The 24,219-nt window shown below is 43.8% G+C and carries 13 protein-coding genes and 2 tRNA genes; 6 read left to right on the top strand and 9 right to left on the bottom strand.

From position 1 onward, the window contains the following. Nucleotides 1-9: 9 nt before the first annotated feature. Nucleotides 10-549 carry an RNA methyltransferase gene (locus tag ED312_RS14700; protein ID WP_123216776.1) on the bottom strand — a complete coding sequence of 180 codons (540 nt, stop codon included), beginning with the start codon at nucleotides 547-549 and terminating at the stop codon, nucleotides 10-12. 299 nt (nucleotides 550-848) lie between these two features. Between ED312_RS14700 and mutS the strand changes: the two genes are divergently transcribed. From mutS to ED312_RS14685, 3 genes are all read left to right on the top strand, one after another. Further along, nucleotides 849-3,419, top strand: coding sequence for a DNA mismatch repair protein MutS (mutS, locus tag ED312_RS14695; RefSeq protein WP_123216817.1), 2,571 nt, complete (start codon nucleotides 849-851; stop codon nucleotides 3,417-3,419). A gap of 180 nt (nucleotides 3,420-3,599) precedes the next feature. Further along, nucleotides 3,600-3,672: transfer RNA gene (locus tag ED312_RS14690), tRNA-Gly, on the top strand. A gap of 91 nt (nucleotides 3,673-3,763) precedes the next feature. Further along, a tRNA-Leu gene (locus ED312_RS14685) sits at nucleotides 3,764-3,849 on the top strand. A 100-nt stretch (nucleotides 3,850-3,949) separates the two neighbouring features. On the opposite strand, the gene ED312_RS14680 is transcribed toward ED312_RS14685, so the two are convergent. From ED312_RS14680 to ED312_RS14660, 5 genes are all read right to left on the bottom strand, one after another. Continuing rightward, complete coding sequence (locus ED312_RS14680; RefSeq protein WP_240643116.1) at nucleotides 3,950-4,216, bottom strand: transposase; 267 nt, start codon at nucleotides 4,214-4,216, stop codon at nucleotides 3,950-3,952. Between the two features lie 1,192 nt (nucleotides 4,217-5,408). Next, nucleotides 5,409-5,855, bottom strand: a complete 447-nt coding sequence (locus tag ED312_RS14675) for a lipocalin-like domain-containing protein (protein WP_123216775.1) — start codon at nucleotides 5,853-5,855, stop codon at nucleotides 5,409-5,411. 76 nt (nucleotides 5,856-5,931) lie between these two features. Next, on the bottom strand, nucleotides 5,932-10,689 hold the full coding sequence (locus ED312_RS14670; protein ID WP_123216774.1) for a type I polyketide synthase: 4,758 nt from the start codon (nucleotides 10,687-10,689) through the stop codon (nucleotides 5,932-5,934). Between the two features lie 359 nt (nucleotides 10,690-11,048). Continuing rightward, complete coding sequence (locus ED312_RS14665; protein ID WP_123216773.1) at nucleotides 11,049-12,047, bottom strand: terpene synthase family protein; 999 nt, start codon at nucleotides 12,045-12,047, stop codon at nucleotides 11,049-11,051. 27 nt (nucleotides 12,048-12,074) lie between these two features. Beyond that, complete coding sequence (locus ED312_RS14660) at nucleotides 12,075-13,079, bottom strand: terpene synthase family protein (RefSeq protein WP_123216772.1); 1,005 nt, start codon at nucleotides 13,077-13,079, stop codon at nucleotides 12,075-12,077. A gap of 899 nt (nucleotides 13,080-13,978) precedes the next feature. Here ED312_RS14660 and ED312_RS23830 point away from each other — a divergent pair. The 3 genes from ED312_RS23830 (at nucleotide 13,979) to ED312_RS14645 (ending at nucleotide 16,294) form a co-directional block, all read left to right on the top strand. Then, nucleotides 13,979-14,134 carry a hypothetical protein gene (locus ED312_RS23830; RefSeq protein WP_170164528.1) on the top strand — a complete coding sequence of 52 codons (156 nt, stop codon included), beginning with the start codon at nucleotides 13,979-13,981 and terminating at the stop codon, nucleotides 14,132-14,134. Nucleotides 14,135-14,848: 714 nt separating this feature from the next. After that, nucleotides 14,849-15,793, top strand: coding sequence for an AraC family transcriptional regulator (locus tag ED312_RS14650; RefSeq protein ID WP_123216770.1), 945 nt, complete (start codon nucleotides 14,849-14,851; stop codon nucleotides 15,791-15,793). A gap of 240 nt (nucleotides 15,794-16,033) precedes the next feature. Next, nucleotides 16,034-16,294: a DUF6520 family protein gene (locus ED312_RS14645; protein ID WP_148044306.1), complete on the top strand. Its 261-nt coding sequence runs from the start codon at nucleotides 16,034-16,036 to the stop codon at nucleotides 16,292-16,294. An 86-nt stretch (nucleotides 16,295-16,380) separates the two neighbouring features. Here the strand turns inward: ED312_RS14645 and ED312_RS14640 are convergent, their stop codons facing one another. Genes ED312_RS14640 through ED312_RS14630 form a run of 3 tightly spaced genes read right to left on the bottom strand, consistent with a single transcriptional unit; the run spans nucleotide 16,381 to nucleotide 23,694 of the window. Continuing rightward, entirely contained in the window at nucleotides 16,381-19,257 is a 2,877-nt protein-coding gene (locus tag ED312_RS14640; RefSeq protein ID WP_123216768.1) for a M16 family metallopeptidase, read from the bottom strand. A gap of 23 nt (nucleotides 19,258-19,280) precedes the next feature. After that, nucleotides 19,281-20,684: a RagB/SusD family nutrient uptake outer membrane protein gene (locus ED312_RS14635; RefSeq protein ID WP_123216815.1), complete on the bottom strand. Its 1,404-nt coding sequence runs from the start codon at nucleotides 20,682-20,684 to the stop codon at nucleotides 19,281-19,283. Nucleotides 20,685-20,694: 10 nt separating this feature from the next. Next, nucleotides 20,695-23,694, bottom strand: a complete 3,000-nt coding sequence (locus tag ED312_RS14630; RefSeq protein WP_123216767.1) for a SusC/RagA family TonB-linked outer membrane protein — start codon at nucleotides 23,692-23,694, stop codon at nucleotides 20,695-20,697. Nucleotides 23,695-24,219: the final 525 nt, after the last annotated feature.

Below are 24,219 nucleotides of genomic sequence, written 5' to 3'. Positions count from 1 at the left end.
TCCCCCCTGTTATTGATGTACCGTTCCTATCTTATTAAAAAGGTCCCACAGCACTACCCCGGCGCTTACCGAAATATTCAGGGAATGCTTGGTCCCGTATTGCGGTATTTCTATAACCATATCACAACCGGACACTACTTCCTGCTCCACTCCTTTTACTTCATTCCCGAAGATCACCGCATATTTTTTACCCTTTTCCGGAGTAAAGTCATTAAGCATCACCGCATTTTCCGCCTGTTCTATAGCCACGGTAACAACATCTTCCGTTTTTAATCTGTTCACAAGCACATGGGTATCTTTCACATACTCCCAGTCTACACTGTCAGTAGCGCCAAGAGCGGTTTTATGGATATCCTTATGCGGAGGGGTGGCCGTTATACCACAAAGATATATCTTTTCGATCCGGAAGGCATCGGCTGTCCGGAAGACGGACCCTATATTATTAAGGCTTCTTATATTGTCGAGAATAACGATCAAAGGGGTCTTTACCGTATTTTTAAATTCTTCTACCTGTAGACGTCCCAGTTCACTGTTCTTCAGTTTTCGCATACTTGCTTTTTTTCGTTCCACAATGCAATGCAAAATTAACCTTTTGTCATCCAATACAAAACCCCGGGATCGGGGCTTTTACTGTGAACAAAAAATTTCAAACGGATAAAATTATTCATAAATTCGCCCTTATCAAAAAGGAGTTAGGAAGAAGGGGCACCTTAATTCTTTAAAAAAGCGTTACTCCCCCTTTGAGGGGGACAGGAGGGGTGCAAAACACCCGGCAACCAAAGAATAAGAAACCAGAAAAACCAGAAAAAACATTGGCATCGACAAAAAGTAAGAAGGAAACGCCGTTAATGAAGCAGTACAACCAGATCAAGGCAAAATACCCGGATGCCCTGCTCCTGTTCCGTGTGGGGGACTTTTACGAGACCTTCGGGGCAGATGCTGTAAAGGCCGCCGGCATACTGGGCATTGTACTGACGCACCGCAACAATGGCGGAGACCGTAGTGAACTGGCCGGTTTTCCCCACCATTCCCTCAACACTTACCTGCCAAAACTGGTAAAGGCCGGGGAGCGCGTAGCCATATGCGACCAGCTGGAAGACCCGAAACTTACCAAAAAGATCGTAAAACGGGGCGTCACCGAACTCATAACGCCCGGTGTGGCCCTGAACGATGATATTTTACATGCCAAGACCAATAATTTTCTCTGTGCCCTGCATTTCGGTAAAAAACAGATCGGCCTCGCTTTTCTCGACATTTCTACCGGGGAGTTTCTGACCTCCAGGGGAAATACGGAATACGCGGACAAACTGTTGCGGAATTTCAACCCGAGTGAAGTCCTGGTGTCCAAAAAGAACAAACAGGAATTCCTCTCCGTCTTCGGAAACGATTTTCATTCCTTTTTTATGGAAGACTGGGTTTACCAGGAAGACTTTGCCATGGAAACCCTTACGAACCATTTTAAAACAAGTTCGTTAAAAGGTTTCGGAATAGACCATCTTGAAGAAGGTATCATTGCTTCGGGCGCAGCACTTCATTACCTGTCGGAGACCCAGCACAACCAGCTCCAGCACATTACTTCCGTAAACCGCATCGCAGAGGATGAATACATATGGATGGACCGCTTTACGATCCGCAACCTGGAACTCTACAGTTCCACCGCCACCAATGCCGTAACGCTCATTGATGTTATAGACAAAACCATTTCGCCAATGGGGGGCCGCATGCTGAAACGCTGGCTGGCCCTGCCGCTGAAAAATGCCGGAAAAATAAAACAACGGCATCACGTGGTCCGGTATTTCCTGGAGCATGACACCGTATTACAGAAAATACGCAACCAGGTGAAGCAGATAGGCGACATCGAACGGCTGATTTCCAAAGTAGCTACAGGGAAGATCAACCCCAGAGAAGTCATCCAGCTCAAAAATTCGCTCGAAGCTATCGTACCGATAAAAGCCCTGGCATCGGAAAGCGGAGAAGAAGCATTGAAATTACTGGGAGACAAACTGCACTTATGCGATACCCTGCGGGCCAAGATCAAAGAAACCCTGCACGAAGAAGCACCGGTAAACATACAGAAAGGCAATGCCATAGCTTCCGGATTCTCTGCAGAACTCGACGAATTGCGAAACCTTGCCTTTTCGGGCAAAGATTATCTCGACCGGATGCTGGAACGGGAATCGCAAAGAACGGGAATCCCCTCACTCAAAATCGACTCCAATAATGTGTTCGGTTATTATATCGAAGTCCGCAATGCGCACAAAAACAAGGTGCCGGAAGAATGGACCCGGAAACAGACCCTCGTAAACGCGGAGCGCTATATTACGGAAGAGTTGAAGGAATACGAAGCGAAAATACTGGGTGCCGAAGAAAAAATACTGCAACTGGAACAACAATTGTTCGCACAACTGGTGGAATGGATGAAACAGTTCATTTCCCCTGTGCAGGCCAATGCGGCAGTGGTGGCGCAACTGGATTGCCTCAGCAGTTTTGCCCGGCTTGCCGGGGAAAACCATTACACCTGCCCGCAAATAGATGAATCTTTCGAACTGCAGATAAAGAACGGAAGGCATCCCGTTATCGAAAAACAACTGCCCATAGGCGAAGCGTATATCGCCAATGATGTTTTCCTTGACCGGGAGGAACAACAGATCATTATGATCACCGGACCCAATATGAGTGGTAAATCGGCCATACTGCGACAGACAGCACTTATTGTCCTTCTCGCACAGATGGGAAGCTTTGTCCCTGCCGATGAAGCACGCATCGGTATTGTAGACAAGATCTTCACCCGTGTGGGGGCCAGTGATAATATATCTATGGGAGAATCCACTTTTATGGTAGAGATGAACGAAACAGCCTCCATCCTGAACAATATTTCGGAACGCAGCCTGGTACTCCTGGACGAAATAGGCCGGGGAACCAGTACATATGACGGAATTTCCATAGCATGGGCCATTTCCGAATACCTGCACGAACATCCCTCCAAGGCAAAAACACTTTTTGCCACGCACTATCACGAACTCAATGAAATGAGTGAGACCTTCGCCCGGATAAAAAACTACAACGTATCGGTAAAGGAACTGAAAGACAAGGTACTTTTCCTTCGTAAACTGGTTCCCGGGGGCAGCGAACACAGCTTCGGTATCCATGTGGCCAAAATGGCCGGGATGCCGCAACAGGTCATCCGGAAAGCGAATAAAATCCTTAAAAAGCTGGAGAAATCCCACTCCGCAGGCGAATTATCCGACGACCTGAAATCGGCACAGGACGATATGCAACTGAGCTTCTTCAACCTGGATGATCCTCTTCTCGAAGATATCCGCGAAGAAATATTGCATACGGATATCGACACCCTAACCCCTGTGGAAGCATTGATGAAACTGAATGAAATAAAACGCATGCTCAGCAAAGCCAAATAATGGCCGACACCAGAGAAAACTTAATCGTTTCACTTTCAACGGCATTGCGGATCATGCACAAAAAAGTCGGGACACTACAGTTAAAAAAGCAGTCTTTTTTCAAAAAATTCTTTGCTATTTATAGAAAAGCGTTAAATTTGCATCCGCAATAATCCCCGGAAGGGTACGTTCTTATAAAATGCGAAAATAGCTCAGTTGGTAGAGCGCCACCTTGCCAAGGTGGAGGTCGCGGGTTCGAATCCCGTTTTTCGCTCGATCTCGGCTCCAGTTTACCCTGAGTTCGTCTGTCTGCAACGCAGTCGAAAGGTTCAATCACCGGAGTTGTTGAAATAATTTGATTTCACGCTCGGGTGGTGGAATTGGTAGACACGTTGGACTTAAAATCCAATGAGCAGCAATGTTCGTGCGGGTTCAAGTCCCGCCCCGAGTACAGAAAAGCCTTGTAAAGTATTTATTTTACAGGGTTTTTGTTTTTTATACTGACAATTTTACTGACAGAATTAGTTCGGATCATTCCCAAAATTTGTGGACTAGGCAAAAAATTCTAGATAGTCTGAATAGGTAAACTCTGTATTCCTGACCCCTCTAAAATGTACTCTAAGGGCTTTTCTTTTGGTATTAAAGGATTTGGCAGAGGCATTGGTGCTTCTGTTTATAAAGTAGTTTAGTATGGATCGATAATTCAGGCTGATACTATTTGCTACCGTTTGGAAACTTTTAAACCCGGATTTGGAAGTCCGATTTTGGGAGATAGTCTTCTTCTTTTGACCATAACACCTCCTGTTCAAGGCGATCATCGACATAATATGGAAAAAATTTTATCCAGAATAATTTCTTCTCCTTCGCGCCCGGCTTTATCAGACATACAAAGAACTCGTCTTGAGTTGTTCTATTACCTACAAAATCATTGCCCTAGTGGCAGTCTGGCCAGTCGCTAAAAATGTCCACCAGACATTTTCTTAACGTTCCTGCCTCCCCTAATTTCGTAATTTTCTCGAACCGTAACGCTGCTATGCTCCCGATAAAATCGGGATCCAAAATTACTTCATTAGTGAACAAAAGCACGACTTTTCGCTCAAATACGACAACTCAAGACGAGTTCAAATAAAGATTACAGAAGCGGACCTGGAACTCTTGGAATTACTGTCTTTGAAAGATAATGAAGTCTATGATCTACAGCCGGACTTCAGCAAAGCAGGTTGGACCTATACCAAAAATGAAATTCTTTCGCCATTAAGGGGGAATACCTTCTGTTTACATCACCACATATACCCGCTATCCTTTAAAAGGAAAAGCTCCGCAACTTCATTATAGCTATGACTTTGACCAGAGAGGTAGTGAGTTATCGGAAGGTGTGGCCGACCTTATGAAGGCATTAGGGCCATCGGAAGCCTCCTATTCCATAACATCCAAGGCTCCCGGGTCTACCGTATTGTGGGGTAGTATTCATCGCCACCACCAACTGTACGTCCTGAAGATTACCTACAACTTTCCTGGGAACAGGTGGACTTCGGACATGCCTATGTTTTGCCCCTTATATCTCCTGACCCCCTTCTTAAACTAAGTATAGATAAGCTTATCCAAAAGACAGATCCTCTCCTCTTTCATCTTTTTATCGCCCCTTCGCTTTCGGGATCAATAAGCAACCATCATTTTGAATAAGGATTGTTAAAGATATTTTGGTGTGCCACCGTAGCATTCATTTGGCAAACGCCCTTTATTATGTTAGTTCCCGTCTTCTGTCTTTATCCTGAGATTGTCCAGGTATTTTTGATCTTGCATTTTCATGAACGATCGGACCAATTCAATGTTCAGCAGATCAATCAAACGCCTCATGACCACTACGCTCGAATGACCACAAACAACTATGAGACCAATAGTTAAATTAAAAATTCACCCTTGATTTTAAACTTATCCGCATACCTGTTGCCCCGAAGCAATGGGTCTCGATAGATCGCAATAAAAAGCCTCCCTTAATTTCCAAATACCTTACCCGGAAATCCTCACCCATTTCAGGTAAAAAACAACCTCTCCCTGTTGGGAAGGTATGGGAGGCGTATATATAAGAAGTTCGTCCCCTTCAACACGGGCATACCTCACTTGCTTACTCCCAATCCAATTGGGAAGCAGGCTGCCCTCAACCGTATGTACAATTTCACCGGGGCGTGTTTCCTCATACTTCCCGTAATAAGCCAGGTAGCCATCAAAAGCCATGCGTATTTCCTCCTGAGTACCACTATTGATTGAAGTGGAATTGAAAAGAGGGCGTTCCGGCCTCATTAACTGCGCATTCATCAAGCCACTCTTATCATACATTAATATCCCCTCAACACTTTCTCCGAAATAGTGAACGGGTTTGTTATCATTATCGTAATATACCCATGAAAGCAGTTTCCAGGTACCTACAATTTCTTCCTTAATAAATCTATTTGTCATAATTGGTCAGTTATTTACATAATTCATTCAATAAATGCCTGAATAAAAACATGTGCTTCGATAGTTGCCTTATTCTTTATAATACTATTTTATCCGGTACCAGCGCTCTTACTTCCTCCGCTATCATAGCGGTTAGGTACAAACGATCATTTTCCAGGTAGCGGTGTCCTCCCGGCCTGGAAATCACTTTAACCGGTTGTGAGGTTTCAAAACGCCATTCTTCGACCTGTTCCCTGTTAACACGCTGGTCTTCCTTGCCATGAATGGTTATCAGGGGAACAGGCAACTTTTGCTTCGGGACATAACGGTAACGATTCAGTAGAAGCAAATCGTCCCGTAAGCGTTTTATCAACAATTGAAACAATTCCTTATCCTGGTGTCGAATTTTTTCTAGATGTGGAAATATCCCGGTGAGCTCTGTATCGTTAAATGTACTCATTACTTCCCGGGGGAAATAATTCACAGGCCCGGGCATTCCCGAAAGGATCAGTTTTTCGGGCAAGTTATAATGTAAGTTTCTAAGTTCCCTTGCAATCTCAAATGCCAGTAATCCCCCCATACTGTGACCAAAAAACAGGAAAGGTTTATCCAGGATCGGTAAAAGTTCCGATATGATATCGGTAACAAGCCGATGTATATCCGTATAGGCATTTTCAGTTAACCTCGTTCCCCGCCCCGGCAGTTCCACAGCTACCAGTTCTATATCTGTCCCTAACAGGTGCTCCCATCCCCGAAACAAAGAAGAATCCCCCCCGGCATCGTGAAAGCAAAACAATCTGTATCGGGATTCCGGACGAGGCCGGGAAATAACAAGCCAATCCGTAATATCCACAGCCACCTTATTCGTGCCTGTAGCTAAAGAATGTTCCTTATCTTCCCGATTATCCATAATACCCACAATCAGTGCAGCATAAGCCGCTATGCTAGGATGAGACCAGAAGGCGGAGACCGGTAATTTCAAGGAAAGTTCTTCCTCCAGGTCATTGCGCAGCAGTAGGGTCATAAGCGAATCTACGCCGACATCTTTAAATGTTACGGAAGGGCGGATACGGCCCGGGGGTATTTTGGTGATTCCCGCAACATGCTTCACCAACAGCTGCTCTGCCGCTTCCTGCTTTTCCTCCCTGGAAGAAAGGGATTGAAAACGGGAGAGGAATTCTTCACTATCCTGTTCTTCACCTTGTTCCGGATGAGAAAAGGTCCCTAAATAATGGTCTTGTGCAAGCTGTTCTCCAAGTAGTTTTCCTTCCAGTTTTTTTATTTTCAGTACCGGATTTCCGGTATAATCATAAATAGCTATATCTGCGGAAATGGTCGTCCCTCCCCCTTCTTCATTTTTCAGTATTCCGAATACAATGCTTCCATACAACTCCTGGGCACCATCCGGAATACCGGCTATTGTTATTTCTTCCGCAGCTGTAAGAAATGCAGCCCGCCCGGGTTGTATTCCGGTATTTTCTATGGCTGTATAGTATATCGGCTGAAAACAAGCATCCAGTAATCCCGGATGTACCCGATAGCTATCTGCGGACTCCAGGATGTGCTTGTCCGGCCGGATACGAAAATGTACCTCTTCCGGGAACCTGTCATTCTTGCCGATCTCCCGAAGTCCCAGGAACGAACCCTGATAATCTAATCCCAGTGTTCGAAGGGCATTGTAATAAGATAATGCCTCGGGAATTTCATCCGTCCGGAGGAGCTCTACAGTTTTTGTGAAATGTAATTCAGCCTGTGACCGGAAAACAATCTTTCCCATAGCAACCGGTTCCCATTGACCGTCATCATATATATGATCGGCCTTTACAAAGAATTTAAACGAAAAACCTTTATCCTGACGATCTAACTTGAATTGTATGGTTATACATCCTTCTAGTGGTAAAATAACGGATTTCAAAAAATGTAGCCCGGTAATAACTGGAACATCTGTAGTGTTCTCTTTGCCTACTACCTGTAAGAGCATTTCGATATAAACCGATTCGGGGATGACAAAAGCATCATTAATCCTGAAATCTTTTAGGAAAGGTAACATTTCCAGGCTGATTTGCCTTTCCAGGTAGCGGGTATCTTCGGAATCGGCAAGAGGTATGGCCTTCCCCTCTAACGGGAACCGGGGACTTTTTCCGGTATCGGTCACCAGGTGAGACCTGTCTTTGATCTCAAAATGTTCGCGCTGAAAAGGATAATTCGGTAATACCACATCCGGTGCCTTGGTGGTACCGTAAAAACGGGTCCAATCTATAGTATACCCCTGTTCGTATAAGTTTCCCAGGTTTCTGTACAGTGATGGCAGTTCCGGTTCTTCCCGGTAAAGCGAGGCTGCCGTAATTATTTGTTTTTTAAAATCTCCGGCACACTCCTTTATCGCGTTCGACAACACGGGATGGGGTCCGATCTCCATAAAAACCGTATATCCCTCATTCATCAAATATGTCATAGCAGAAGTGAACTGTACCGTATTTCGCAGGTTATCCACCCAGTAATCTGCATGAAGTTCCTCCCCGTCTACTATCTTATTCCGGCAAGTAGAGAAAACCGGGATCGTTCCGGGTTGTGGTTTAATATCCTGTAGTGCTTCCTTGAGTTCTCCTGTAAGCGGATCCATTTGCCTACTGTGGGAAGCCACATCCACTTTTACCTGCCGACAGAAAATATCCCGCTGCTCCAGTACGGATTTGACCTTATCCATAACTTTTTGGTCTCCCGCCAATACGGTAGACCTGGGACTGTTGTTTACGGCAACGGACAATTCCGGGTATTCCCTTTCTATCCATCCACTGGCTTCTTTATAGGACAGTTCCGTGACCATCATCGCCCCTCCCTTACCACTCACTGTTTTCATCAGGGCGCTACGCTTACAGATAATACGGGCGGCATCATCCAGGGATAATATCCCCGCAATATGTGCAGCTGCCACCTCCCCCATACTATGTCCTACCACTCCATCCGGGTATATGCCCCAGGACATCCAAAGCCTGGCCAGCGCAATTTGTATGGCGCACAAGGCAGGTTGGATGACATCGATTTCCTGTAAACGGTTGATCTCCGGAGTAGCTTGCAGCACCTCCACCAGGTTCCAGTCCGTGTAGGAACGGAAAGCCCGGGCACAGGCTTCTATGACCTCTTTAAACACCGGCTCTTTTTTAAGAAGTTCCTTTCCCATGCCAATCCATTGTCCTCCTTGCCCGGGAAACACCATGACCAACTTATTTATGGATGAGGATAGATTAAGGGGGATGATCTCCTCCGTCCCCTGTGCAAAATTTTCCAGTGCTTCGAGCAATTCATCCCTGTGCTCTGTCGTAAATAATACCCGGTGATCAAAAGCCGGTTTTAACATAGCGGATGCAACACAAATATCCCGAACAACAGTGTCCGGCGCATTTTTTAATATTGCGGCATAAGCCCTTGTATAATCTTTTAAGGCCGCTGTGGATTTAGCCGAGACCGGGAGGCAATACCCTGTTCGGGTAATCGGTGCAGGGGACTTTGTAATAGCGTAACTTTCCCGGTATTCTTCCAGGATCACATGGGCATTGGTCCCTCCCCATCCGAAGGAATTGACCCCGGCTTTCAAACGTTCCCCGTTAAGAACAGGCCACGAAGTGAGTTGATGCTGTACCGCAAGTTTGAGGGATTCGAAGGGAATATCGGGATTCGGGGTCCGATAGTGGAGACTTGCCGGTAACTGTTTGTGTTGCATGGAGAGTACCGCTTTTATCACCCCTGCAATACCTGCCGCGCCTTCCAGGTGCCCTATATTTGTTTTTACAGAACCAATGTACAACTTGTTTTCTTCTCTTTCCCTGGAAAAAAATGTTCCAAGGGCTTTAGCCTCCGTAGGATCTCCCACTTTAGTACCGGTTCCGTGGGCTTCCACATAATGTACTTCATGCGGGGCTATTCCACATTCTTTATAGATTTTATGGAGCAATTGTTCCTGCGCAGGGATACTGGTAGCTGGCAAGTTTGCATTATGGCCGTTATTATTGACGGCCGTATTGCGTATAACGGCATAGATCATATCTCCATCCGCTTCTGCCCGGGACAATTCTTTTAACAGGAGAACCCCTCCGCCCTCTCCGCGAACAAAACCGTCCGCCCCCTTGTCAAATGCACTGCATTGTCCTTGTACAGACAATCCGCCGAATTTCGAAAGCAAAACATACTGCCCGGGATCGAGAAGATGGTTGACCCCACCCGCAACAGCCAGTTCCGTATCTCCTTCCCACAAACTCCTACATGCCAGGTGCAGGGCTACCAGGGAGGCGGAACAACCGGTATCCACGACCAGGCTGGGGCCGGTAAAACCATAAACAAACGAGATCCGGTTGGCAATTATATTGGCAGCCCGTCCTAATGCAGAATGTGAGGATACCAACGCATTTTTCTGCCGGCAATAATGTTCAAAATCATTCCATATGTTTCCTATATACACTCCGGCCCGGCTTCCCTGTACTTTATCGAACGGTATATTCGAATTTTCTATAGCTTCCCATACCAGTTCCAGCATTAATTTCTGGGAAGGGTGCATTTCGGAAGCTTCCGCCGGGGAAATACGGAAAAACAAAGGGTCAAAATCGTGAATATCCGTTAGCATCGAAGCCTCCCGTTGATGGGTTTTATTCACGGCTTCGGGGGAAGGGTCATAAAAATCCGCCACCTCCCATCTTTCTTTGGGTATGGAGGTAACCGTGTTTTTACCTTGTTTCAGTAATTCCCAGAATTCCGATAATGTAGATGCCCGGGGAAAACGGCAGGACATGCCTACTATGGCTATGCCTTTTTGACAAGAAGAATCGTTTCTGTCTGAATAAGTTGGGGCTTTATCATACATGAAAAATCAGTTTTAAGTTTATAAGTCAAGTAAGTATTTTCATCTGTATTGATTATAAAATAGAATCCGTTGACTGGTTAAAACAAAAATATTTTAACATATATTATGTGATTTCTTTTGGGTCAACATCCGAGTATAAATTCATAAATATTTAACCATACTAAATGTAGGAAAAAACAAACATCATACCAATGACACCTTAAGATTTGTGAGATACATAATATCCTCTCCCTCATTCTGTCAAGATGCTAAAAAAACCGGCAGTTCAATCCTGAAAAAGAATATAATCTTCATCTATATCCCGCTAGGAAGGAAGAATAACACTTATCCCCACCCCGCTCTTGGGAACGATATCAAACTTAATCTTGATCCGTTTCACCATTCCTTTTTGGTGGTACAGGATACCCCCCTGGTTCATACCGTGGTGTTCCACTTCGATAATACCAGGAATTCAAACCACTGATCATTAGTTTTATGTAGTAAATAAACTCTTCTGTTTCTTTTTGATACGGACTGAAATCCGGAAGATGGTTTGATAATGTTACAAATTCATCTACAAATTCATCATGAATCCTCATCCCTTCCGCACAGGCTTCATCAAAAGACAGTTTGTTATGATGCTGTAATAATGTGATGATATTGAACATCTCTGATTCTATCGGTATCTCCTTTTTGATACTGGCAAAGTCATTTTGGAGCGCAACAATTATGGCCTCAAGCATTACCAGGCGCTGGATAACCGTATGATTATAAATAAAGTCAGGCAAAGCAAAACCGGTCAAGGGACTAATCTGATCAATAAATGGTATCATTCCAATAGAATTGGCGCGAATCAAATGAAAGAGGGAAACGGGGGGAATGTCTTTACTGATCTTATACGGTGATTCCTCCATGATCCCATCAGCAATAAAGCGGTATTTATAATTCCTGGCTATCCGTTCCATCCAGAAGTCGGGCATCCCGAGGGCGATCCATTCCTTTCTGCCGGTTTGCATTTGACGAAGTATCCCCATTTCTTCCGGCCGGGGATCGTCCCCCATCATTACATCAAAAATCCGGTCCCTGAAAGCCGCTATTTCCGCTACCGGTAAAAGTTCTACATAATCATCTGTTATTGTCATGTAAATTACAAAACGTGCAATGGCACGCACTTTGTCCCGGTCGGTAATTGTGGGTACCATATAAGGCCCTACGTCAACCAATCGCATTTTTTTATATCTTGCCAACGCTTCCGATGATAAAAATTGATAATCCCGGTCATACCAGTTGTTCTCTTCTTCGTAGAAAGTGCCGCTCAAGGGGCTTTGAATGGTTGGCCAGGGATAGGTGGGTTTAGGTACCTGTATTGTTTTTTGCATGGTATTAATTTTTAATAGTATGAATCCTTAAGTTATAATATTCCGATTGTTTTTTAACATGTCCGCTGAGGGAAATCCCGTTGTGGTATTGTAACGGGCAAGATCAAAGGAGACCGTTTTCCATCCGCTCAGGGTAATACTCATATAGTGCACCCAATTAACTACAGCGCTATGCCACTCTCCGAAATCGGGAAGGCTTCGCTGCAACATCAAAAATTCTTTCAGGTCTTCGCTATGCATGCGGATGTCTTCGGCACAGGCCGCTTCGATAGAAATCCCTTTCTGATATTCGATGACCTTTACCATGTTGTAATAAATCCCCCCGGTAAGCTGGTCTTTCTGTAAAGACTGCACGTCGTTGTACAAAAGCATCATCCGGCTGGCCAGGGTCTGTAACCTCCTGATCACAGGGTGGTCATGAATTTCATCGGGCAAGGTCACCCCGGTGTCGATCTCCGTAAGTTGCAAAAACGGATAAAGACAAAGGGAGGCTTCCCGTATGGCCAGGCATTCGGCAATGCCAGGATATTCATGATTGGCTTTATATATCAACTCCTTTTCCAAACCGTGAAAATAACGGTTTATCATGGTGACAAACCTGTTGTAGGAAGCCGGGGCGAGGTATAGCAAGAACTCTTTTCTTAAAGAGCCTAGTAAAGGCTCCAAGGGAATACGGGAGTTTTCTCCTGTCATCTCTCCATTGAGCACAGCCAGGGAACGATCGCGTATGAAAGGAAGTTCTTCGGGGGTGATCTCCTCGTACATATCATCGTTATACAGCGTCCAGAGCATCAGCCGGCATACCGGCAAAAGGCGTTCGTGGCCCGCTGTGGGAAACCAATGTGAAGCAATATGCGCCGTTCGGGTGTTTTTGTATTTTTTACGAACGGCTTCATTCTCTTGGTAGAGATAAAGATAGGCCCCGTCTATCCATTCATTATCCGTAATGTGTTGCAAGGTGTCTACATACGGATTTTTAAAACAGGGAAAGGGGTAGCGGAATTCATTCTGAAGAATTTTCTTAATGTTCATAATATGATGAATTGGAGCAGGTTTAATATAAAAATCAGAGCAACAACTCCCTGGTAAAAAAACACCAGACGGGAAGCAGTAAGGATCAATGAGGCCAAAACAATTTATATTGTAATGGTTTTCAGATAAAATTAAGTGAATATTCGGGATCTTCATTATGGATTTCCGTAATCAGGTAAAAAATTACTTTTTATATAGTTCACCTAATACATATTCTACTCTCTCAATTCTACTAAGACCTATTCCTGTTTGTTTAAGATAAATTTCGAAAATATCATTCCCGCGTTCCTTCGTCGTTTATCCTTAATCCCTTCTAAAAAGTATGAAGGCGAGTCCAGGGATTATCAGTTTGTTGCTCAAAATGGAAGATTATTTTCGGAAAGTTAAAGACAAGCAATAAATATCCAATTCCTCTCTTATGAATACAACAAAAAAATGAATCACACGGAGGGAGCCTGTCCGCTAGCTGGGTTGTTCCCTTCCGGCTATGGTATAGGACATTCGCAAGAAGGTGACCTATTTCCGATTAACAAGGCTTAATATGAAAACCGATTTTTTAGTCCGATTCCCATATACCAAATTACCAAGAATTTATTCCTAAACTTAAAACAAAGTATAAACGATGTACGCATCGTGTACATACTTTTAAAATACCAAAAAGTTTGATCTACACATGAATCATTGTACAAAGGTAGGCTTAGGGCTGCTGAAGCGCCTGTGGGGATGCAGCGGGAAATACCTACTGTGAAACGGAAAAAGACGACCAACTGGAAACCTGGTCTGAAGAGCTTCCGGAAGCGGAATTAAAACTGGAAGACGAGCCGGATAATGCCGCTTTAATCAGCCGTATCTCTGCCCTTGAAAATGACATTGAAGCCCTGCAAAATGCTGAACAGTAGATGTGGGAGATCTATGAATGGTGGATAGTAACCCTCTGGCTGGCCCATAAACTGGAAAATTACGGGGAGCCAATGCTTAGCGATGGACAAAACCATTACTGGGGACGCTGTACCACCGAATACTTACCCTTCCATTGTAAAATGTCGCCTGACTGATGCCCTGCTCCCGGCTGAGATCAGAAACCGAACGACCCGAATCTTGCAAGGCAAGAATCTTGATGATAATTCATTTAAATTCACACAAGATACGTAAAACCTTATGAAGTACTGATTTCACTGGGTTTTTTATTTTTTAGGTAACAAAATTTTCACTGCCCATTTTTATCCGTTTTGGGTGGCTCACTTTATCCGTTCTTTCCAGCTAAGCATGTCAAAGCACCAAAGGGCTCGACCAGAAAGAAATTAAGTGAACCTGATTTTTCTCCTTTATATAAATAGAACACCCCCTAAATTGGGATTTTGTATCGACTATGTCGAAAAATCCCTTAAAACCTAAAGATAACACATGGATTAACAATTTTCCCACCCAAAAAACTCCCTTATAGATAAATCTTTCTCCCTCTGGCATAAATGTTTTCGTTTTGGATTTGGGAACTTTATATTGTTTTTGGAGCCTGTTTTAAATAAGACCCCCATTTCAAGTTCGGAGTTTCGAGAATTAGACCTCTGAAATACGACGTGTATGTAAGCGAAATTGTTAAAAACCTTACACAAAAGTATTCCCCCGTTATACTTTTTGTATCCACTTAGGATACCGGTTTTAATATTGAAAGCAGTAATTTTATTTCAATATGCCAGCAGCCGGAGTGTAGTCCTTAAATTTTAAAACGTTCGACTCTCAGTGTCAGGCAAAGCATAAACCCCTATGCTATGAAAACACCATACGTCCTGGTCTTTAAACCGAAAGAATTAGTATACGACAACCCCGTCGAAAAGCTACCGGAATGGTGCCGCTTCCCAATGTCCTTTGCCGAGCGATGTCATTACTACCGTTTACAGGGGCTGGAGATCGTAAGCCAGTATATTCACTGTGCCCCATTTTATATCGATATGTTTGATATCAAGGCCAACAGGCCCATGGCTGTCCCGTTTGAAATTCCCAGGCGACAGTTGTTTCTCTATTTTATGCTTGGGGGTACCCTGTCCATCACCTCCGGAAATACATGCCCTGTTACACAAGTACATGCCAATACATTTGCCATGCTGTATTATGGCAGCGGACGGTATACGGTACATGCCGGCAAAGGGCATCACACCGTTCTGTTTGTAAATATGGCCCCGGAATGGCTGGAAAACATCAGCACGGACTTTCCCGGCCTCCAGTTCATCCTTGAGAAATTCAGGCACAGCTCCAGGCCCTACCACATGATGCACACCTGCCGTATAGACCGTAAGGTACGGCGCTGGCTTTATAAGGTGTATAGCTACTCAAACAACAATATAGGCGTACTGGACGGTAACCTGCGGAAGTATCTTTCGTATATACTGGGGCACTATAATTCCGTATTGGGGCCACAGTATCACAAGCTGGCCCACCGGGTAAAGATGTACCTGGACGACCATTACCGCAGCGACCTTCTAAATGCCGGCTTCCTCGCTTTGCAATTTCAGGTGACCGAACGTACCCTCCGCAACCACTTTAAACGCGAGTATGGTATAACTCCTCACGAATATTACAGCAAACTTAGAGTCACCGACGCCATTGCGCAAATGGAACATAATGATTTAAGTGCAAAGGATGTTTACTTATCCGTCGGTTACAACGATGAACGATCCTTCCGCTATGCCCTTAGCCGGTACCTGAAAAACAAGTAAAGCTAAACTTTAACATAAAAAGGAAAAAAACGGAAAGGTTTTGACCGGGTTTGCAGAATTTTTACCGTTTTTTTCTTTCGCGTCGTAAAACCCGGTTCTAATTTTACTGTATTCAGGGGGACTGCTTATAGCAATCCCGGAAAAATGAATATTATCCGAGTACAATATATGTATTGCGCAATACATACAGGGGAAGCCGAAAACCTGATAGAGTAGGCGTAATTTTTAATTTTTTTAGTCATGAAACGTCTTAAATTGATTTTACCGATGTTGGCCTTTATATTGGCCATTGGAATGGCATTTGCCACCATGACATTAAGCGACCCCACTACCGATTATATTTTGGTAGATGGTGAATTTGAACCATTAGATGTTGAACTGAACTGTGGTGAAGGAAATGAACCTTGCCAGGTTCGAATTGATGGCCAGGTTCATCAGGTTTATGATGCCGAGGACCCTCAAACTGCAAAAGTAGGTGATGGCAACATTATTGACCTTTAATTTTGATTAACTATCCCGTCAAGAATTTTCCTGGCGGGATATTGTTTATAAAAATATCCGAAAGTGGCCTTCAGCAAAACGTTTTTTTAATTTTTCATTACAAATTCAAATAAGTTTTCCTCCTTACAGTATACATTAGCGGCATCCATAATATCTTTAAGGGTTAACGATTCAATATAGTTTTCAGCTTCAACAGAATCGACCCAGGACAACTCATAACGATAATGGTTATAAAGTCTATGTTGCATTTCCCTTGGGGTCGTGGCGTTTGTTTGATTATACGCAGATTTTAGTTCCTTAAATGTTTTTTGAAGTATTTCCCGTGTTACCTGGCCTGATTTTATTTGGTGAATAATCTTTTTGCTGTCCCCTCGCAGTAATGGCAATTCCTTCAATTCACAGTTAAAGTTAATACTGATTTCATATCGTGATTTATCCTTGTTTAACTGTCCGGATGCACTTAGGTCATATAACGAATATCCCTTTTCAAAGCGCAGTGACCAGGCTTTTAGCATGGCAATTCTACCCAAAGCTCGTATTTTTATCTCCTCCCGCCAATCATCCATATCAGATGCTTTTGACATAAAGCGCAAACTATAACTGGTATTATGCATTTGATAATCCGGGGGCGGTATTTCATGGTATGAGAGGCCGTTAGAAGGGGCGTCGGTATTTGCCGGCTTCTGGCTACACTGAGGTGAATCGGATATATCGGGAAGGTTCCCCAAATATTTCTGTACTAAAGGCAATACGGAATCCATAGCAAACGCTCCACTGATTAAAAATGTAAAATCTTTGGCATGACCAAAGAGACTTTTGTATGCTTCATAGGCCTTATCCAGGTTGGCTTGCTTTATACCTCTAAAACGTTTTGTTCCTTGAAGGGCTCTTTTACTGCTCAAAGGGTTTCTTCTCACCGAACTGTCCCCGGTAATTTCTCCAATAGCATTATAAAAATCTGCCTGGATGATGTTAGAGGAGGAATTATAATAGGACTTTTGTTCTTCCAGTTTCCAGTCTTTAAAAGCTTCCTGGTCTTTACGTGGGGTAGTAATATAGAGATAAATCAGTTGCAGCATTTTTTCCACATCATTCAAGGCAGCGTTTGCTGTTATTCCCGTTTCGTAATATCCAATATACGGAGAAACCGAAATACTGGTGTTTGAAAGGAAACGCTTTAACATAAACTTGTCCATAGCCCCCACCCCGGCATTTTTCACAATACCCGGAGCCAGCAGGGCAGCATAATAATCTTCTTTGGAAGCACAAGAGGCTCCCTTCGGGCTAAAGCCATGCAGCATAATCTTATCACTATATACCCCCGGAGATGGTATATAGGATTTTAAGACCACCTGTATGCCATTATCCAAAACCAGTTCCCTGGCCCCGGATTCTCCTATGCCTTTATCTATATAGCCTTTCTCCTTTAGTCCCACAGTCTTCTCAACGGGCATCAACACAGTAGGTGTTTCAGGTAGCATGTAAGGGTGTACCGGTTTCTTAAAAGCATTTTTTATCCGGGAGCGTATTTCCTGCTCTCCATAGGACAACGCTTTATCCCCGGTAGGGACTATGATGCCGATATCTTCCGGCGTCTTGGAGAGAAACTCACGAACAAAATCATTAAAATCTCCTAAAGAAAGATCAGATAGCCACTTTTTTAAAAGGGCTTGTTTATTAGATGGTAGGGCTTGTCCATGTAAAAATTGGTTCCCTATTTCATTGACCCAATATTTGGCATACGCACTGTCCGTATTGTTTATGGATTGAAGCCGTTCTTTTTTAATAGTAGTCCATTCCTGTTCAAGAGCACCATATTTTTGGAGTTGGTGCAATACTTGTATTGTCTGCTGCAATGCGGTCCTTGTTTCATAATGCTCTGCATTGATCTTAATGCCTAATGTCGGAGGGAAGTCACCATATGTGTACGGATCGAAAGCACCTGCATAAAAAGAGTTATAGGCATGTGTAGCTACGTTAAGACGTTCACTTACTAAGGCGATCAGCAGTTGTAACCGGATTAACCTTTTAATGCCATCCAACGTATGCATTTTTTCGGCCACATCCGGGGCCCTGAAAAATAATTGAATTTCAACATCACCATTGTGCATGGATGAAGTTGCCCCTGTTGGCTTTTCCACAACAACATACTGAGACGGTCGTTCAAAATAGATGGAATCAAAATCCACATGTATCCTCGGATTCTTATGGGGACGAATATCGGAAAAGGTTTCTTTTATTTTCCTTTCCATCGCATCCAGGTCCTTTATGTTTCCGATGACGCTTAACGCCATCAAATCCGGGCGATACCAATCCTTATAAAAACGCCTTAATGTTTCTGGCTTAAATGCTTTTAGGTGCTCAAAAAAATGGTCACGGCTTTTTCTTCCCGGAAATAACGCAGCTTGCAAATTTGCTTCTGCAAATCTCTTATTTAAATCTTTGCCGTTCTTTAGCAGGAATTCCTGTCGTAACTCTTCCCTGATATGGTCAATATCGGTATCGGATAAGGTAAGCCCGGTAGCAATATCTTTAAACCATAGAAAAGCGGTATCCAAAATCGCTACATTGTTTATCGGCACATCAAAATTATAATTCGTACCTTTTGAGCCGGTGCTTCCGTTAAAGCGATACAACCCGACCTCCAGGGTATTAAATAATCCTAAAGGAAAATTTTCCGTGGTTTCAAATGCCAGATGTTCCAGGGCATGGGCCAGGTTGAGCTGCCCTTTATCCTCCTGGTTATACCCTGCCTTTACGTAAAAATTTAAATACAGCTTGGGTTGATCTTTGGTTAGTGATTTCATGTAATACGTAAAACCATTAGGTAAACGTCCATGTCTTATACTGTTATCCAGGAGTAAAGTGTCGGCCATAGGGCCAGGCTCCGATTGTGCCATCGCAGGTGTAAAAGAACATACGATAATTGTAACAAAAATGAGCAATCTATATAGAGCGTCCATATGCTAATTGTACTATGATTAAATTAATACCCATTGTTTTGGCCGAGATTCGGGTTTTTTATCCGCTCTTCTTCCGGTATGGGATACCGTATATCGGTATCCTGCCATAACGGATGGCCCGTTCCTAAGACTTCGCTGGCAGTTCCGGTACGCTTTAAGTCCAGCCACCGGTGGCCCCATTCCGTAAAAAACTCTTTCCTTCTTTCTTCCATGATTTTCTCCAGCAAAGCCTCTTGATCTATTCCCGGATTGATATCTGATATTAGATCTAAGTTTGCCCTGTTTCGTATCACATCCAGGTCTGCTATGGCTTCCTTTAGCTTGCCTTGCATAGCTCTGGCCTCAGCCCGTATCAGGTATTGTTCTGCCAATCGAAGTACCATGGAATATTCGGTAATATCTGCTGTACTGTTCCTTATCTTATATTTATAGGCATAATGGACAGCCAGTCCCTCATGAAAACCCACCCAATGCGATAAACGTTTATCCGGGGATTGAAAAGTCCCTACGATATCGTCTGACAATTTTAGGTGTGATAAAGCTGTTATCCTGGGATTAATAATAAAAATACTCCCCTCATTAGTATTCGTTGAAGCACTCCCCCTGCCAACAGGAGATAGCTGCCAAATGGCTTCATGGCTATTGGCCAGAAAAACCTGGTCAGGATCTTCCAGTATTTCATAAGTACCTGCCTGGGAAATCACCTGGGTACTTAGTCTCTCTGCCTCTTCCCAATTTTGCTGATAAAGGTTTACTCTTGCCAGTAATGCCATAACAACAAAAGTGTTGACCTGGGTGCGTTCCCCATTTATATAGTTCTCCTCTAATTTATCCATGGCATCTTCCAGGTCTTCTATAATCTGCTGATAAACCTCTTCTTCCGTATCCCTTACAGCCAACGCATTTACCCTATAATCGGTAGTTAATACCAAAGGGACTCCGCCGTATAAATTAACCAGGTAGAAATAAGTAAAGGCACGAACAAATTTGGCTTCTCCTTCCAATTGGTTACGGATTTCTTCCGTAATTTTTCCGGAATTTGTCAATCCCTCCAATAAGGAGTTTGTCATATAAATGATATTATAGGCGCTGGTCCATACATTAAGGTTCCTGGGGTTGTTGGGCAAAATTTCGTTTTGTTCAAATTCCAGGCGGGTAGGGTCTGTTGTCCTTATGCACCGCAAATTATCGGCAGACAGTCCGGCCAGAGCAGTAACGCTATCCGATCCGCCACTACTGAAAAAAGCCCTGAATAACTGGTTGTATATACCAGTCATAACACTAATGGCCATAGCATCATCGTCAAAGACCGCTTCACTCACTATTTTATGATCCGGTGCGTCTACTTCTACAAAACTTTCACAGGAAACCATGCAACAACAAACCATTATGATTACGAACCGTTTAATATATATTGATAATTTCATATCCATGTTTTTAAAAGTTTAGTTGCACCCCACAAGTTATCGTACGTAGTCCGGCAAATGAGGTTCCCGGGCCGGGCCTTTCCGGGTCCATTCCACTATAATTGGTAAGCGTGATCAGGTTTTGACCATTCAGAAAAAGTTTACACCCTTTTATCCCTGTGGTTTGTAACACTTCAGCGGGAATCGAATATCCCAGGGAAAGTGTTTTTAACCGTAGAAAGGAGGCATCTTCAACAAGGAAAACGGTATTTAAGACATTAGAATAAGCCGTAGTAGCCTGTGAAGATTGTGAAATCCGTTGAAACTTGCTTCCCTCTTGAAGCGCCTGCATTACCTCCATACGTGAATTCCCATACGGACCTGCCTCCATAAGCGAACTTATCTTCCCTTCTTGTTTGACAAACTCCCATAAAAATTGGAGGGAAAAATTCTTATAGCTTATGTTGTTGCTTATTCCTCCGAAAAATTTCCGGCCCCGGTCCCAAATCACCACGCGGTCTTCATAATCCAGCCGGCCATCTTCGTTGATATCGGCTATACTATAAAAGCCTGTCTCCGGATCAACACCTTCATACCTGTACAGCAGTGAAATATTGAGCGGATGTCCCACACGGTAGGTATTGGCATAGGAAGATTGCTCAATATCAGGATAACTAACCAGTTTATTTTCAGGAAAACTGATGTTAAAAAAGGTTTGCCAACGGAAATCTTCAGACCGGATATTCAGGGAAGACACTTCCACCTCCCAACCTGTATTTTCTACAGTAGCCGGTAAATTGGCCTGGACCGTAGGAAAACCGGTAAGCCCCGGGAGCGGGTAGCCTACCAACTGGTTGGAAGAACGGTTGCGGTACCAGCTCAAACCGAGATTTATCCGGTCCGCAAGAAAACCCAGTTCTATGGCTGCTTCCAGCTTTTTATTAATCTCCCAGGAATAATCGGGATTGGAAAGCCCGGTAGGATATAATCCACCAGGGCCGGGTGTGGCTTCATAAGCATCCAGGTAACCGTAATCCCCGATCTGGTCATTCCCGGTAGTACCATAACTTCCCCGTAATTTGCCAAAGCTTAAAAACGGTATATTGTTCTGAATAAAAGGTTCTTCCGAAAATATCCAGGCACCACCAACGGCACCGAAGTTTGAAAAACGCTTACCTGGTCCAAAACGGGAGGAGCCATCCCTTCTCCCGGTAAGGTTTATAAAGTATTTTTGCTTCCAGTTATAGCCCAAACGGGCAAACAGGGCACTATATGCATACGCGGTGTTTTGGCTGGTTCCATTGACCATACTTTCTGCGGCATCTAAATTGCCGATTAACGATTCGGCTACATAGCCTACACCCTGTACACCTAAACTACTGTTTTTACTTTTCTGAAAAGTTCCTCCCAACAGTGCATCCAATTTTCCTTCCGCGATCTTCGTACTATATACCAACTGGGGTTCTATAATCCAGGATTTCCTGTCGGATTGCAGATGTAGGGACCTATGGTCTATATTTCCCCAATTCGAAGGATTGTATGATCTTTTAGGCATTTTCATCAATTCCTGGCTATGGAAATACGAATACCCTACATTAGTTTTGAGGCTAAGCCCGGATAAGAGCTGGTAAGAAATTCCCAGGTTGGACACCAGATTACCTGCCTGTGTCTTACTGGTATTATAAAAGCCGGCTAAAGGATTGTCCGCACCTGCCTCGTTCCATGCTACCCAATGCAAGCTACCGTCTTCATTAAAAACAGCAGGAGCGTTCGGTGGCAACATAAATACATTGGAGGATACATTCACATTCCCTACCAGGTTGTTTGTATCCATCCCATAATTTACCGAAAGGTCAATGCCCAGTTTTTTGCTCTCCGAAGTATGGTTGAGATGCAATCCCGCGGTTAGCTTGCTATAGTCATAATCTCCGGGATATACTGTTCCTTGCTTATGGTAAGAACCTCCTATTCTAAAAGAAGTGGTTTCATTACCTCCGGAGGCCGCTAAATTAACATCCGTAATGTATGAAGTACCACCAAAAAAGAAATCCTGCCAATCGGTATACCGGTTTTGGTCCCATAAGACCAAATCATAAGCATTGGATGCATCGGGTACTACACCATCGTTCTCAAAAGCTTTTTTCCGGATTTGCAGATATTGCTCCGTATTGAGCAAATCTAACCTATTTGGCACTGTAGCCATACCTGCATATATCCGGGCTTCTATTTCCGTCTTTTGTTGTTGCCCTCTTTTGGTAGTGATCAAAATTACCCCGTTAGCCCCCCGGGAGCCATAAATTGCCGTAGCATCGGCATCTTTTAATACCTCGATACTTTCTATATTGGATAAGTTCAGATTGTTTAAAGGATCTATACCCGTACTCCCCAAAAGGCTGTTGCTTTCCATCGGAGTGGAATTCAGGGGAACCCCGTCTATAATATACAATGGAAAATTACCTTCTGCACGCAAACTGTTCTGTCCCCGGATGCGAATCGTAGAGGCCATTCCCGGTTGGCTCCCTCCCGGTAAAATTTCCACACCGGCCATGCGGCCCTGTAGAGCCTGTATAGGGCTTACTACCGGTTGCAACTCGATTTCTTCAGAGGTAACCCGGGATATATTCCCCGTCCGTTCCTTCTCTTTTACCGTATAGTACCCCGCATTCACCGTGACCTCTCCCAAAGCGGTAACATCCTCCTCCATCACCACATCAATAGTAAGCCTACCTCCTACCCTTTCCTCCAACGTCTTAAATCCAACGAAGGAATATACTAAAGTATCCAGAGGAGAAGCCATAATAGTATACGTTCCGTCAAAATCAGAAATCGTCCCTTGTCGTTTTCCGGAAATGATGATATTAACACCACCCAAAGGCTTCCCGTTACCGTCCGTTACCGTCCCGGTAATTTGGTGTTGAGTGAAAGATTGAAAAGGTAGTGATGCTTTAAGGGACACCGGTAGGCTAAGTAAAATTAAGGCAATAGTAATGGGGCACCAGCAGGAGAACCCTGCTAATGTGGCGTGTTTCATAATTCCGACATTTGAGTGATTAGTGTGTTAAGTATAAAAACCAACACCCACGCCAACAGAAAATCAGATAAAATTTGCAAAAATGGGAATGACCATCTACCTTTAGGATGTGAATTTGTAAACTGAAAGGCAAACAACCGCACCTCTCCTAAAGCAAACCGTAACGTTTCCTTATCGCGCAGGGTCGGTACTGTCCGGCAGTGGCCAGCGGTGTTTTGTACCATTGGCAAAGATGGCTTAACGCCTACTTTTACTGCCCGACGTCTTTTGTTGCGCCCTCATTCCGGGGCGCATTTGATGTTCTTTAAAATGGATTGAAGCGATTGGGATTGTATCCTAACAGCATCACAAATTGTAATACTATCTAATAGTAATTTATGGTTTGGGTACTTTAACGGTTTAGTCTTGCTCGTTCTCATAAGGTTAGTTTTATAAACGAGCCTCTCAGGAAATTGAGGTGGATTGTCATATAGATCCAACAGGACAACCTTTGCTCCTTCCAGCTGGAGGTAAACCGTCAAGTTA

The sequence above is a fragment of the Sinomicrobium pectinilyticum genome (assembly GCF_003725735.1).
Taxonomy (GTDB): Bacteria; Bacteroidota; Bacteroidia; order Flavobacteriales; family Flavobacteriaceae; genus Sinomicrobium; species Sinomicrobium pectinilyticum.
The sequence above is the reverse complement of the archived record's forward strand: the minus strand, read 5'-3'. Positions and strand labels throughout refer to the sequence as shown.

Coding starts and splice junctions, on each gene's coding strand:
- ED312_RS14700 (WP_123216776.1), bottom strand. CDS start 549: ATGCGAAAACTGAAGAACAGTGAACTGGGACGTCTACAGGTAGAAGAA.
- mutS (WP_123216817.1), top strand. CDS start 849: ATGAAGCAGTACAACCAGATCAAGGCAAAATACCCGGATGCCCTGCTC.
- ED312_RS14680 (WP_240643116.1), bottom strand. CDS start 4,216: ATGATCGCCTTGAACAGGAGGTGTTATGGTCAAAAGAAGAAGACTATC.
- ED312_RS14675 (WP_123216775.1), bottom strand. CDS start 5,855: ATGACAAATAGATTTATTAAGGAAGAAATTGTAGGTACCTGGAAACTG.
- ED312_RS14670 (WP_123216774.1), bottom strand. CDS start 10,689: ATGTATGATAAAGCCCCAACTTATTCAGACAGAAACGATTCTTCTTGT.
- ED312_RS14665 (WP_123216773.1), bottom strand. CDS start 12,047: ATGCAAAAAACAATACAGGTACCTAAACCCACCTATCCCTGGCCAACC.
- ED312_RS14660 (WP_123216772.1), bottom strand. CDS start 13,079: ATGAACATTAAGAAAATTCTTCAGAATGAATTCCGCTACCCCTTTCCC.
- ED312_RS23830 (WP_170164528.1), top strand. CDS start 13,979: ATGTGGGAGATCTATGAATGGTGGATAGTAACCCTCTGGCTGGCCCAT.
- ED312_RS14650 (WP_123216770.1), top strand. CDS start 14,849: ATGAAAACACCATACGTCCTGGTCTTTAAACCGAAAGAATTAGTATAC.
- ED312_RS14645 (WP_148044306.1), top strand. CDS start 16,034: ATGAAACGTCTTAAATTGATTTTACCGATGTTGGCCTTTATATTGGCC.
- ED312_RS14640 (WP_123216768.1), bottom strand. CDS start 19,257: ATGGACGCTCTATATAGATTGCTCATTTTTGTTACAATTATCGTATGT.
- ED312_RS14635 (WP_123216815.1), bottom strand. CDS start 20,684: ATGAAATTATCAATATATATTAAACGGTTCGTAATCATAATGGTTTGT.
- ED312_RS14630 (WP_123216767.1), bottom strand. CDS start 23,694: ATGAAACACGCCACATTAGCAGGGTTCTCCTGCTGGTGCCCCATTACT.